Here is a 13,901-nt window from a genome sequence, read left to right as displayed (position 1 = left end):
TTTCGGAGGCCGGTCGGATCGACGATAGCGTCAACCGATTCGATGAAAGGAGCACAACCATGAAACTGCTCGGCATGATCAAGCTGGTCCTGTGGAGTTTCTTCGGCGTACGCAACAGCAAGGCGCACGCGGCCGATCTCGCGAACGTCAACTACACGTTGCTGCCGTTCGTGGCGATCGTGCTCGCGCTGCTCGTCGGCGCGGTCATTTACGGCGTCGTGCACTTGGTCGTCGATCCGACCGCGACGATGCAGGGGTTCTGACCGGCCGTCGAATCGCGAGCGGGCGAAGAGCGTTCCCGCTCCGGTTCCCAACCGCTTGACCGGTGTGCGACTGCGCCGGTCATCGAGGTGGCCGCGCACGACGCCAGTGACGCGCAAATCGGCACCGTCGTCGTGCCGCACGAAGCACACTGTTCCCGTACCCGTACCCGTACCCGTACCCGTACCCGTACCCGTACCCGTACCCGCCTTCCGATTCTCCCAATCCGCTCGTTTCGCCCGATCCGCCCGATCCGCCCGATCCGCCCGATTCGCCCGATTCGCCCGATTCGCCCGATTCGCCCGATCCGCCCAATCCGCCCAATCCGCCCAATCCGCCCGTTTCCCCCGATTCGCCCATTTCCCGGGCGGTCAGCCCCGCCCGGGGTAAAATGCGCGCCGCGCCGCGATGTCGTGCGCGACGGGCACGCCGCCGTTCCAGCGAACGGCACGCGTCAGACCGTCGCGCCCGTACCGGGGCGTTCGAAGCGTCCCCCCGCATGACAAGACCGCGCGATGCAGCCGGCCGCCCGACACGCCCCCCGACGAACCGGTCGACGGCTGCGTCGGTTCCCGGTGCGTCACCTGAATCCGATGTCCCATCCTGCGTCCTTCCGACCGAGCGGCCCGCTTGCGTGCCATATCGTCCGGTTTGTCCGGTTCGCCCGGTTCGTCTGATGAATGTCGCGCCGGCGCATGCGTCCGGCGCAGGTGGGATCCGGTCGCGGGCACGCTTCGCAGCTTCGTAACAGGTTTCGACAGGGTCGAGTGGCGAGTTTTCCATCCAGAACAATGACGGTGAATAGAACAACAGCGTCGCCCGCACGGCGGCGGCGCGCGAAGGTCGGGCTTGGCGTCGGTCTCGGCATCACGCTTTTCGCGGCACAGGCCGCCGCGGCGCAGGGCGACACGCCGGCACCGGACGCCGAGGCAGCCGGCAGCGCGACGCTGCCGACGATCACGGTGAGCGGCGAGCGCGGCAATGCGCTGCGCGTACGCACGGCGTCGGTCGCGGGGCTCGATGACGCACCGCTGCGCGATACGCCGGCGTCGGTGAGCGTCGTCACGCGCGCGCAGCTCGACGACCAGCAGGCGAAGCGGCTGAGCGACGTCGTGCGCAACGACGCGTCGGTCGTCAACGACTATGCGCCGGTCGGCTATTACGAAGGCTTTGCGATCCGCGGCTTTCCGGTCGATCTCGCGAGCGCGATCCGGATCGACGGGCTGACGGTGTCCGGCGAGCAGAACGTGCCGCTCGAGAACAAGGAGCGCGTCGAGATCCTGAAGGGGCTTGCCGGGATCGACAGCGGCGTCGTCGCGCCGGGCGGCGTGATCAACTTCGTGACGAAGCGCTCCGCGAACGTCGCGAGCGTGACGGGCGGCGTCGACAGCCGCGGCTCGACGTCGGCGGCCGTCGATCTCGGCCGCCGCTTCGGCCCCGACAATCAGTTCGGCTTCCGGATCAATGCCGCGAAGGAGAACATGCACTCCTACATCGACGGCACGAACGGACGGCGCACGTTCGGCTCGATCGCCGCCGACTGGGACATCAGCCCGCGCGCGAGCCTGCAGCTCAACGCCGAATTCCAGCAGTGGATCCAGCGTTCCGCGCCCGGCTACCAGTTGCTCGGCGGCACCGTCGTGCCTTCAGTCAAGACGACGTCGAAGGCGCTCGGCACGCAGCCGTGGGCGAAACCGGTGACGACCGACGCGCTGAACCTGAACGCGCGCTTCGACTACCAGTTCAACGACGACTGGAAGGCCTACATCGCCGCCGGCCGCAGCCGCACGATGATCGACGACAACAGCGCGTTCGCGTACGGCTGCTCGTATGCGGCGAGCTGCAAGGCGGGCACGACGTCGCCGTTCTTCTTCGGCGCGAACGGCGACTACGACGTGTACGACTTCCGCAGCCCCGGCGAATACCGGCGCAACGACGACCTGCGTGCGGTCACGACGGGCAAGTTCGCGACGGGGCCGCTGCGGCACGAGCTGACGCTCGGCGTGAGCGTGCAGCGCCGCGTCGTGAGCATGGCCGACGCCGTGTACGACTACGTGGGCAGCGAGAACATCTACGGGCCCGACACGACCTTTTCGCCGTCGCCGAATTCACCGGGGCCGTCGTATCCGCGTCTCGATGCGTGGCAGTACGGCGTGTTCGGGCTCGACCGCATCAGCATCGGCGAACACTGGCAGGTGCTCGCGGGCGGCAAGGAAGTGCTGCTGCGCCAACGCAGCTGGAGCAGCCTCGACGGCGACACGACGCATACCGACCGCTCGGTGTTCCTGCCGCAGGTCGCGCTCGTCTACAAGCCGGTGAACGCGCTGTCGCTGTACGCGTCGTACAGCAAGGCGCTGTCGCTCGGCGACCAGGCGCCCGTGCGCGCGACCAACGCGTATGCGTTCCTGCCGCCCGTCGAATCGCACCAGATCGAGGTCGGCGCGAAATACGACTGGCTCGACCGGCTGAGCCTCACGGCCGCCGTATTCTCGATCAGCAAGCCGTTCCAGTTCGCCGACCCGGACGCATCGGGCACGACCTACACGTTCGTGCAGCGCGGCACGCAGCGCCACCAGGGAATCGAGCTCGGCGCGGCCGGGCGCGTGACCGAGCGCCTGGGGCTGACGGCCAGCGTCGCGGCGATTCGCGCGCGCGCGTACGATTCGGGTTCGCCGGCATACGAAGGGCACCAGATCATCAATGTGCCCGCGCTGCGTGCGTCGGTGTACGCGGACTACGCGGTGCCGGGCGTCGCGGGGCTGAACGTGCTGGGCGGCGTCGAGTACAGCGCGGCCCGCAACGCGAACGAGGAGGGCACCGCGCGCGTGCCGTCGTGGTTCGTGTTCAATCTCGGCGCGCGCTATACGACGAAGATCGGCGGCCATCGTACGGTGCTGCGCGTGTCGGTGGACAACCTGTTCAACAAGTTCTACTGGCGCGATGCGGGCGAGCAGCAGGGCGACGCGTACCTGTTCCCGGGCGCGCCGCGCACCGCGCGCGTGTCATTGACCTATGATTTCTGACCGTCCGGAACCGGCCGCGTGACGCGCGGCCCCGGCAGCTAACCTGGAGAGCACAGACGATGTCCCCACTCGAAATCGCCGGCGTGATCGTCAGCGCGCTCGCGATCTGGCTGACCGCGAAGCGGCGCATGCTGTGCTGGCCGGTCGGGCTCGTGTCGGTCGCGTTGTACGGCTGGATCTTCTTCGACGCGAAGCTGTATTCGGACATGCTGCTGCAAGGCGCATTCGCGGTGCTGCAGGTGTACGGCTGGCAACGCTGGCTCGCGCAGCGCGCGAGCGAGGCGGACGGGAGCGCCGCGCCGGCGGGCGATGTCGCGCCCGTCACGGGCGTGCGGCCGATGCAGATGCTGCCCGACCTGATCGCGGCCGTCGTCGGCAGCGCGCTGCTCGGCGGCATGATGGCGCGCTGGACCGATGCGGCGCTGCCGTTCGTCGATGCGTCGTTGACCGCGTTCAGCCTCGTCGCGCAATACTGGACCGCGCGGCGCTATATCGCGTCGTGGGGGCTGTGGATCGTCGTGAACGTCGTGTACGTCGGGATGTTCGTGTTCAAGGAACTGTATCTGACGGCCGGACTCTATGCGCTGTTCATCGGGCTGGCCGTCGTCGGCTGGCGCGACTGGAGCCGCACGGCCGCGGCGCTGCGCGCGGCGGCCGGCGGTGCGCTGGCAACGGGCGGCGGCGCGCGCTGATTCACGCGCCGATTCAACTACGGAGCAACCTCGTTCATGTCATTTCCACTCGAGCCGGACGGAACCCTGTCGCGTGACGTCGCGCCGCCGCAATTCGGTGTCGACGGCGAGCAGGCCGAACGCGACTGGCCGCTGATGACGCACGACGAGGTGGCGGCGGTGCTCGCACGCATCGACGGCGCGGGCGAGCCCGCGCGGCTGACGTGGCACAGCCCGCGGCAGTTCGCGGCGGCCGTCCTGGTGCAGATGACGGACGGGCGCGGGCTGTTCGTCAAGCGTCACCACGTAAGCCTGCGCGATGTCGAAGGGCTCGAGGAAGAGCATCGCTTCATCGCGCACCTGCGTGAACGCGGGATACCCGTGGTCGACATTCTCGCGGATCGCGACGGTGCCACCGCGTTCGCATCCGGCGACTGGACCTACGAGGTGCATGTGCGGGCACCCGGCGTCGATCCGTATCGCGGCGTGATGTCGTGGCAGCCGTTCACGCATGCGTCGCATGCATACGCGGCCGGCCGCGCGCTGGCCGAACTGCATCGCGCGTCGGCTGGCTACGATGCGCCGGCGCGGCCCGTGCGCACGTTGCTGTCGAGCTTCCGCGTGCTGTCGTCCGGCGATCTGGCGGGCGCGCTCGAACGCTGGGTCGAGGCGCAGCCGCTGCTCGTGCGTGCGCTCGGCGCGCGCGACTGGCGCGGCGACGTGGCCGACGCGATCGGCCCGTATCACGCGCGCCTCGTGCCGCTGCTGCCCGCGCTGGCGCCGCTGTGGACGCATGGCGACTGGCACGCGTCGAACCTGCTGTGGACCGAGGCGGGGCCCGGCGCGCAGGTGCGGACCGTGCTCGACTTCGGGCTGTCGGATCGCACCTGCGCGGTGATGGACCTCGCGCTCGCGATCGAGCGCAATACGGTCGACTGGATGGCGCCGGCCGATGCGCGCCGCGTCGAGTACGCGCAGATCGACGCGCTGCTCGACGGCTATGAATCGCTCGAACCACTGGGCGACGAAGCCTATGCGGCGCTGGTTGCGCTGCTGCCGATCGTGCATACGGAGTTCGCCCTGTCGGAAGTGGCGTATTTCGGCTGCATCATCGATGCGCCGGCAATCGTCGACATCGCGTACGACGGCTACCTGATCGGGCACGCGCGCTGGTTCGGCGAACGCGACGGACGGCAACTGCTCGACTGGCTCGTGCAGCGCCGGCGCGAGAAGCAAGGGGGCGTTTGATTCGCATGCCGGGGGTTTCGGCACACGCGCGCCGAGTCCCCGACCCTCCGCAGTCTTCCTCGCGGCCATCGCGCTGCGCGTTCACCTCAGTCTCCTGATCGTTCAAGCGGGCTGCCGTTCCCGCGGGGCGCCGCAAGCGTGTGCGCGGCTGCACCCAACATGACGGAAATATCATCTTCGCCTCATGTTCGCACTGCGGCCGGACCGTAGCATCGGTCGCGAACCGTTACCGCAGAACCGAACATGCTCAAGCTCAACCTCGCCGTGGCCGTCGTCTTCGCGATGGCCGCGACGGCTCATGCGCAGCCGTCGCTGTCGCCGGGGCCGGCTCCGGCTGCCTCAGGCAGCACCGCGCCGATCGGCGCACCGCCGCCCGACGCGCTCCCTTCCACCTCGTTGACGCTCTCCGATGCGCTCACCGTCGCCGCCCGGAACAATCCGGCGCTGCGCGGTGCGCGCGCGGACGTCGATGCGTCGGCCGGCGCACTGATGCAGGCCGGTGCGCGCCCCAATCCCGAAGTGTCGTTCCTGCAGGAAGGCTTCCGTCGCGCCGAACGCACGTCGACCGCGATGATCAACCAGACGATCGAACTCGGCGGCAAGCGCAGCGCGCGGCTCGACGTCGCGTCGTACGGCAGGGAAGCGGCCAATGCATCGCTCGACGAGCAGGGCGCCGTCGTGCGCGCCGACGTGATCGCCGCGTTCTACGGGCTGCTTGCCGCGCAGCGCCAGCTTCAGGTGACCGAGGAATCGGCCGCGATCGCCGCGCGTTCCGCGGATCTCGCGAGCCGCCGTGCACAGGCCGGCAAGGTGTCACCGGTCGAGGCGACCAAGGCGCACGTGGCGGCGGCCGGCGTGCAGATCGAAGTCGTGACCGCGCGCGGCCGTGTCGAAGTCGCACGCGAGAAGCTGAACGCGGTGATGGGCGAAGCGCGCGAAGGCGGGCTGGCGGTGCGCGGCGACCTCGAAGCCGTGCCGCCGGTCGGGCCGCTGTCCGCGCTCGCCGCGCAGCTCGATGACGCGCCGCTCGCGCGGGTCGCGCGTGCCGAGATGCTGCGCTCGAACGCGGCCGTATCGCTCGAACGCGCACGGCGCATTCCGGATGTGACGATCAGCGCGGGCGTGAAGCGCGTGACCACGGGCGGCGTGCCGGACAACCAGGCCGTGGTCGGCGTGTCGATCCCGATTCCGCTGTTCAACACGAACAAGGGCGCGCTGCTCGAGGCGACGCACAAGGCCGAGCGCGCGAACGCCGATCTCGATCGTGAACGCACGCGCCTGCGGCTGGAGCTCACGCAGGCGTACGCGAATTTCGACGCCGCCGCGCAGGAAGCGCAGCGACTGAAGGCCGACATCCTGCCGGCGGCGCGCCTCGCGCTCGATGCGATGTCGCGCGGCTACGAGCTCGGGAAGTTCAGCTTCCTCGACGTGCTCGACGCGCAGCGCACGCTGTTCCAGGGCCAGTCGCAATACGTGCGCGCACTCGCCGACGCCCATACCGCGCGTGCCGACATCGGCCGGCTCGTCGGTACGCCGCTCGCACCGTTCGCACCGTTCGCACCGGTCACGCAATAGCGCAACAGGCGCCTCCATTACCTGAAGGATCATCATGTCACGCAGCAGAATCCTGATCATCGCGGCGGTCGTGCTCGGCAGTGCCGGGATCGTCCTCGGCGCACTCGGCGTCACGCGCAACAGCGGCGGCAACGGCACGTCCGCGTCGGCGGCACCCGAAGGCGCTTCATCCGTCGAAGCCGCCGGCGAGCGCGGCGGCGTCGTGCTCAAGCGCGGCAAACTATCCGTCGAGATCGTGATGACGGAGAAGCCCGGCGATGCGCGCCTCATCGTCTATCCGTTCGTCGACGGCAAGCCGGCCGACAAGGGCGTCACCGTGTCAGGCACGCTGGTTCGCTACGACCGCACGCACGAACCCTTGCGCTTCGACGCGGCCGGCCAGAAGTTCGTGTCCGCGCAGTCGATTGCCAAGCCGCACGTGTTCGATGCGACGATCGACGTGAAGGCGGGCAATGAAGCGGCCTCGTTCCCGTTCGCACGCGCCGACGGTGCGATCGCGTTGACCGACGCGCAACTCGCGACCTCGAAGATCGCGTTGGCGAAGGCCGGCCCCGCGCAGATCGCGACGCCGTTCCAGCTGCCGGGCGAAATCAGGTTCAACGAAGATCGCACCGCGCACGTGGTGCCGCGCGTGGCCGGCATCGTCGAGCAGGTGTCGGTATCGCTCGGGCAGAACATCGCGAAGGGGCAGGTGCTCGCCGTGATCGCGAGCACCGATCTCGCCGACCGGCGCAGCGAGTTGCTGACGGCCGAGCGTCGGCTGTCGGGTGCGCGCGCGACCTACGAGCGTGAACGTACGTTGTGGAAGGAGCGCATCTCGGCCGAGCAGGACTACCAGCAGGCTCAGGTGCAGTTGCGCGAGGCCGAGATCGCCGTGCAGAACGCGCGGCAGAAGCTCGCCGCGCTGAATGCACCGGTCGGCGCGGGTGCGCTGAACCGCTACGAACTGCGCGCGCCGTTCGCGGGCACGATCGTCGAGAAGCATGCGACGCCCGGCGAAGCGATCGCCGCCGATGCCAGCATGTTCGTGATCTCCGACCTGTCGACGGTATGGGCCGAGATGGCCGTACCGGCGCAACGGCTCAACGACGTGCGGGTGGGCCGCGATGCAACCGTGATTGCGACGGCGTTCGAATCGCGTTCGAGCGGCCCGATCGCGTACGTTGGTTCACTGCTCGGCGAACAGACGCGCACCGCGCCGGCGCGTGTCGTGCTACCGAACCCGGACGGCATGTGGCGGCCCGGGATGTTCGTGAATGTATCGGTTGACGCGGGCAAGCAAGGCGTGCCGCTCGCGGTCGCGAGCGACGCGCTGCAGGACGTCGACGGTGCGCCGTCGGTATTTGTGCGCTCGCCGAAGGGCTTCGTCGCACAGGCCGTCGAGACGGGGCGCCGCGACGAACGTGCGACCGAAGTGCTGAAGGGGCTGAAGCCGGGCCAGGAATACGCGGCGTCGAACAGCTTCGTGCTGAAGGCCGAACTCGGCAAGGGGAGCGCGGAACATGAATGAGCATCACGTGTGCGCTGCTGCGCGATCCGCGGCCCCGTCTGCAGCCCGATTCACGGCCCGGTTTACGGCGCGGTTTGCAACCCGGGTCGCAGCCCGATTCACGGCCCGGCTCGCGGTGCGATTCCCGGCCCGCCGGGTGGTCGGCCGGGCGGCCCGTCCGTCGAGAGTGACCGTGCCCCGTTGCGCGTTGCGCAACGCGAGTTTCAAGGAAACCCGTCATGTTTGAACGCCTGATCCGCTTTGCGATTGCGCACCGCTGGCTCGTGATGCTGGCGATCGCGGCCGTGGCCGCGCTGGGCGTGTTCAGCTACCAGAAGCTGCCGATCGACGCCGTGCCCGACATCACCAACGTGCAGGTCCAGATCAACACGGCCGCGCCCGGCTATTCGCCGCTCGAGGCCGAGCAGCGCATCACCTACCCGGTCGAGACCGTGATGGCCGGGCTGCCGGGCCTCGAACAGACGCGCTCGATCTCGCGCTACGGGCTGTCGCAGGTCACCGTGATCTTCAAGGACGGTACCGACATCTACTTCGCGCGGCAGCTCGTCAACGAGCGCATCCAGGAAGCGAAGGACAAGCTGCCGCCCGGCATCACGCCCGCGATGGGGCCGACGTCGACGGGCCTCGGCGAGATCTACCTGTGGACCGTCGAAGCCGATGCCGCCGCGCGCAAGCCCGACGGCACGCGCTATACGGCGGCCGACCTGCGCGAACTGCAGGACTGGGTCGTGCGGCCCCAGCTCCGGAACGTGCGCGGCGTGACCGAGGTCAACTCGATCGGCGGCTACGTGAAGGAATACCGCGTCGCGCCGAATCCGGCCAAGCTGATGTCGTACGGGCTGACGCTCGCCGACGTCGTGCGCGCGCTCGAACGCAACAACGACAACGTCGGCGCCGGCTACATCGAGAAGCGCGGCGAGCAGTATCTCGTGCGCGTGCCGGGCCAGGCGCGTAGCGTCGACGACATCGCCAACATCGTGCTGACCAACGTCGGCGGCGTGCCGGTGCGGATGAAGGACGTCGGGCTGGTCGACATCGGCCGCGAACTGCGCACGGGAGCGGCGACGTCGGACGGCGAGGAGGTCGTGCTCGGCACGGTCTTCATGCTGATGGGCGAGAACAGCCGCACGGTCGCGAAGGCCGTCGCCGCGAAGATGGAGGACGTGAACCGCACGCTGCCGTCCGGCGTGAAGGCGATTCCCGTGTACGACCGCACCGTGCTGGTCGAGAAGGCCGTCGCGACGGTGAAGAAGAACCTGCTCGAAGGCGCGATCCTCGTGATCGCCGTGCTGTTCCTGTTCCTCGGCAACATGCGCGCGGCGCTGATCACCGCGCTCGTGATCCCGCTGTCGATGCTGATGACCTTCACCGGGATGGTCAACGCGAAGGTGAGCGCGAACCTGATGAGCCTCGGCGCGCTCGACTTCGGGATCATCGTCGACGGCGCGGTGGTGATCGTCGAGAACTGCGTGCGGCGGCTCGCGCATGCGCAGGCCGCCGCCGGCCGGCCGCTCACGCGCGACGAGCGCTTCGCGGAGGTGTTCGGCGCATCACAGGAAGCGCGTCGCGCGCTGATCTTCGGGCAACTGATCATCATGGTCGTGTACCTGCCGATCTTTGCGCTGACCGGTGTCGAAGGCAAGATGTTTCACCCGATGGCCATTACCGTCGTGATGGCGCTCGCGGCCGCGATGGTGCTGACGGTCACGTTCATTCCGGCGGCCGTCGCGCTGTTCATTGGCGAGCGCGTCGAGGAAAAGGAGAACCGGCTGATGGGCTGGGCGCGGCGCGCGTACGAACCGGTGCTCGCCGCGTTCATGACGCGCCCGGCGCGCGTGATGATCGGCGCGGGCGCCATCGTGCTGGTCACGCTCGGGCTCGCTACGCGGCTCGGCAGCGAGTTCATCCCGAGCCTCAACGAGGGCGACCTGGCCGTTTCCGCGCTGCGGATTCCCGGCACGAGCCTGTCGCAGTCGGTGGAGATGCAGAAGTCGATCGAGAAGACGCTGAAGTCGCGCTTCCCCGAGATCGAGCGCGTGTTCGCGCGCACCGGCACGGCCGAGATCGCGGCCGACCCGATGCCGCCGAACCTGTCGGACGGCTACATCATGCTGAAGCCCGCCGACCAGTGGCCCGACCCGAAGAAGCCGCGCGACCAGCTCGTGCGCGAGATCGAGGAAGCGCTCGCCGAGCTGCCGGGTAACGCGTACGAGTTCTCGCAGCCGATCCAGCTGCGCTTCAACGAACTGATTTCGGGCGTGCGCAGCGACGTCGCCGTGAAGATCTTCGGCGACGACATGGCCGTGCTGAACCAGACCGGCGAGCAGATCGCGGCCGCGCTGCAGAAGGTGCCGGGAGCCTCGGAAGTGAAGGTCGAGCAGACCACCGGCCTGCCTGTTCTGACCGTCAACCTCGACCGCGACAAGCTCGCGCGCTACGGCGTGAGTGTGGCCGACCTGCAGGATACGGTCGCCGCGGCCGTCGGCGGCCAGAAGGCCGGTACGCTGTTCCAGGGCGACCGCCGCTTCGACATCGTCGTGCGGATGCCCGACGAGCTGCGCACGGATATCGAGGCGATCAAGCGGCTGCCGATCGCATTGCCCGTGCCGGCGGCCGGCGCAGGCGCCGGCACGTCGGCGGGCGGCATCGTCGCGCCGTTGGGCGGCGTGAACGCAACGCGCGCGGCGGCACCGTACGTACCGCTCGCGGAGCTCGCGACGATCGAGGTCGCGCCGGGGCCGAACCAGATCAGCCGCGAGGACGGCAAGCGGCGCGTGGTCGTCAGCGCGAACGTGCGCGGGCGCGACGTCGGTTCGTTCGTCGCCGATGCACGCGAGCAACTGCAGCAGGACGTGCGCGTGCCGGCCGGCTACTGGGTGTCGTGGGGCGGGCAGTTCGAGCAGCTGCAGAGCGCGAGCGAGCGCCTGAAGCTGGTCGTGCCGCTCGCGCTGTTCATGGTGTTCGTGCTGCTGTTCGTGATGTTCAACAACGTGAAGGACGGGCTGCTCGTGTTCACCGGCATTCCGTTCGCGCTGAGCGGCGGCGTGGTGTCGTTGTGGCTGCGCGGGATTCCGCTGTCGATCACGGCGGCGGTCGGCTTCATCGCGCTGTCGGGCGTGGCCGTGCTCAACGGGCTCGTGATGATCTCGTTCATCCGCAACCTGCGCGATGAAGGGATGCCGCTCGAGGCCGCTGTGCATGACGGCGCACTCACGCGGTTGCGGCCGGTGCTGATGACCGCGCTCGTCGCGTCGCTCGGCTTCCTGCCGATGGCGTTTGCAACCGGTACCGGCGCCGAGGTGCAGCGCCCGCTCGCGACGGTCGTGATCGGCGGTATCCTGTCGTCCACGGCGCTGACGCTGCTGGTGCTGCCCGTGCTGTACCGCGTCAGCCATGCGGTGTCGTGGCGCGCGGCGTTTCGCGGCGGCCTCGGCGCGGGCGTGCTGCGCCGGCTGGGTTTCTTCAAGGGTAATGCGTGATGCGAATTCTGATTGTCGAAGATGAACCGAAGACGGGCGCGTACCTGCGCAAGGGCCTCACCGAGGCCGGTTATGTCGTCGATTGGGTCGAGGACGGCATCACGGGCCAGCACCAGGCCGAAACCGAGGAGTACGACCTGCTCGTGCTCGACGTGATGCTGCCCGGGCAGGACGGCTGGACGCTGCTGCAGAACCTGCGGCGCAGCAAGTCGACGCCCGTGCTGTTCCTGACTGCGCGCGACGATGTCGGCGATCGCGTGAAGGGGCTCGAGCTCGGCGCCGACGACTATCTCGCGAAGCCGTTCGACTTCGTCGAGCTGACCGCGCGCATCAAGTCGATCCTGCGGCGTGGCCAGCCGCGCGATTCGAACACGCTGCGCGTGGCCGATCTCGAACTCGACCTGACGCGCCGCAAGGCCACGCGGCAGGGCGACACGATCCTGCTGACCGCGAAGGAATTCGCGCTGCTGTGGCTGCTGATGCGCCGTGAGGGCGAGATCCTGCCGCGCGCGACGATCGCGTCGCAGGTATGGGACATGAATTTCAACAGCGACACGAACGTCGTCGATTCGGCGATCCGGCGCCTGCGCTCGAAGATCGACGACGCGTACGACCCGAAGCTGATCCACACCGTGCGCGGCATGGGCTACGTACTCGAAGCGCGCGGCGGCGCGGCCGCATGATCGCGCGCCTGCTGCCGCGTACGCTGCGCGGACGCCTGACCGCGCTGATCATCCTGTCGACGTCGGTGATCCTCGCGTCGAGCGGCGTCGCGCTCTACGAGGCGCTGAGCAATCGCGTCGAAACGACGGCGGCCGAGCAGATGGCCGGCATTTCCGCCGCATTGGGCGCGCACCTGGCCGAAGCGCGCTCGACGGCGGACGTCGCGCGCAACACCGATATCTGGATCGACCAGTTGCACGGCCATCCGAACATGGATCTCGCGATCTATGACGCCGCGGGCACGCGCCTCGTCGTCACCCCCGGATTTCGCCTGGTTGCACCGCTGCTGTCGCTCGACGCGGGGCGCATACCGGTCGGCATCGCGCCGCCCGGCGCTCGGCAGCAGTATCTCGTGACGACCGTGCCGCTCGCCGGCGCAGGCGCACCCGTGGTGCGCGTCGCGGTGCAGTACGACCGTGGCGCCGATGTGCTGCTGCTGCGGACGCACGCTTATACGATCGTCGTGATCGAAGTGTTCGGCGTGGTGCTCGCGGCCGCGATCGCGTACGGCATTGCGGCGCTGGGCTTGAGCCCGCTGCGGCGCTTCGCGGCGCGTGCCGAGCAGATGTCGACGAGCCGGCTCGCGCATCCGCTGCCGGCGCTCGATACCGCAGGCGAGCTGAAGGAGCTCGAGCACGCGTTCAACGGCATGCTCGAGCGGCTGAACGAATCGTTCACGCGGCTGAGCCAGTTCTCGTCGAATCTCGCACACGACATGCGCACGCCGCTCACGAACCTGCAGGCGGCCGCACAGGTCGTGCTGTCGCAGCCGCGCAGCGCGGATGAATACCGCAACGTGATCGAGTCGAGCATCGACGAATACCAGCGGCTGTCGCGGATGATCGAGGACATGCTGTTTCTTGCGCGTTCGGAACAGGCCGGCACGTCGATCGACGTGCGGCGATTGAATGCGGCAGAGGAGGCCGGGCGAGTGGCCGGCTACTACGAGCCGCTCGCGGAGGATGCGGGCGTGCAGGTGAAGGTCGACGGCTACGCGTGGGTCGATGCGGACCTGACGCTGTACCAGCGCGCGCTGAGCAACCTGCTATCCAATGCGCTAAGGTATGCGCCGCGCGGCAGCGTCGTGACGATCGATTGTGTGGAGCAGGGCGGTGCGACGACGATCGCCGTGTCGGATACGGGGCCCGGCATTGCCGCCGAGCATGTCGGGCGGATTTTCGAGCGCTTCTATCGCGTCGATCCGTCGCGGCACGATTCGGCATCGGGTACCGGGTTGGGTCTCGCGATCGTCCGGTCGATCATGGACAATCACGGCGGCGAATGCGGCGTCGACAGCGACCCCGGCCGGCGCACGACGTTCTGGCTGCGCTTTCCGCGACGGCCGGCCGAGCTGAAACGGCCGGCGGCCATCAGCACCTGACACCGCGGGCGAGCCCGCCCGCGCGTTCGC

General features: G+C 68.7%; 9 protein-coding genes. All 9 read left to right on the top strand.

Annotated elements, in window-relative coordinates:
- Positions 1-59: 59 nt before the first annotated feature.
- The 9 genes from ACPTTF_RS29200 (at position 60) to ACPTTF_RS29160 (ending at position 13,871) form a co-directional block, all read left to right on the top strand.
- Positions 60-263 carry a DUF2970 domain-containing protein gene (locus tag ACPTTF_RS29200; RefSeq protein WP_021164122.1) on the top strand — a complete coding sequence of 68 codons (204 nt, stop codon included), beginning with the start codon at positions 60-62 and terminating at the stop codon, positions 261-263.
- 789 nt (positions 264-1,052) lie between these two features.
- Entirely contained in the window at positions 1,053-3,284 is a 2,232-nt protein-coding gene (locus tag ACPTTF_RS29195; RefSeq protein ID WP_423369221.1) for a TonB-dependent siderophore receptor, read from the top strand.
- 59 nt (positions 3,285-3,343) lie between these two features.
- Entirely contained in the window at positions 3,344-3,976 is a 633-nt protein-coding gene (gene pnuC, locus ACPTTF_RS29190) for a nicotinamide riboside transporter PnuC (protein ID WP_011356028.1), read from the top strand.
- A 36-nt stretch (positions 3,977-4,012) separates the two neighbouring features.
- Positions 4,013-5,203 (top strand): phosphotransferase enzyme family protein, encoded by a 1,191-nt coding sequence (locus ACPTTF_RS29185; RefSeq protein ID WP_423369220.1) that lies wholly within the window; start codon positions 4,013-4,015, stop codon positions 5,201-5,203.
- 243 nt (positions 5,204-5,446) lie between these two features.
- Positions 5,447-6,778 (top strand): TolC family protein, encoded by a 1,332-nt coding sequence (locus tag ACPTTF_RS29180; protein ID WP_423369219.1) that lies wholly within the window; start codon positions 5,447-5,449, stop codon positions 6,776-6,778.
- A gap of 34 nt (positions 6,779-6,812) precedes the next feature.
- Positions 6,813-8,288, top strand: coding sequence for an efflux RND transporter periplasmic adaptor subunit (locus tag ACPTTF_RS29175; RefSeq protein ID WP_423369218.1), 1,476 nt, complete (start codon positions 6,813-6,815; stop codon positions 8,286-8,288).
- 218 nt (positions 8,289-8,506) lie between these two features.
- Positions 8,507-11,767, top strand: a complete 3,261-nt coding sequence (locus ACPTTF_RS29170) for an efflux RND transporter permease subunit (RefSeq protein WP_423369217.1) — start codon at positions 8,507-8,509, stop codon at positions 11,765-11,767.
- Positions 11,767-12,450 carry a heavy metal response regulator transcription factor IrlR gene (gene irlR, locus ACPTTF_RS29165; protein WP_021157388.1) on the top strand — a complete coding sequence of 228 codons (684 nt, stop codon included), beginning with the start codon at positions 11,767-11,769 and terminating at the stop codon, positions 12,448-12,450. Before ACPTTF_RS29170 ends, irlR begins: the two co-directional genes overlap by 1 nt.
- The gene (locus tag ACPTTF_RS29160; protein WP_423369216.1) at positions 12,447-13,871 is read left to right on the top strand and encodes a heavy metal sensor histidine kinase; all 1,425 of its coding nucleotides are present in this window, start codon (positions 12,447-12,449) and stop codon (positions 13,869-13,871) included. The genes irlR and ACPTTF_RS29160 overlap by 4 nt, the downstream gene beginning before the upstream one ends.
- Positions 13,872-13,901: the final 30 nt, after the last annotated feature.

Source organism: Burkholderia crassaminum (genome assembly GCF_964265005.1).
GTDB lineage: Bacteria > Pseudomonadota > Gammaproteobacteria > Burkholderiales > Burkholderiaceae > Burkholderia.
The sequence above is the reverse complement of the archived record's forward strand: the minus strand, read 5'-3'. Positions and strand labels throughout refer to the sequence as shown.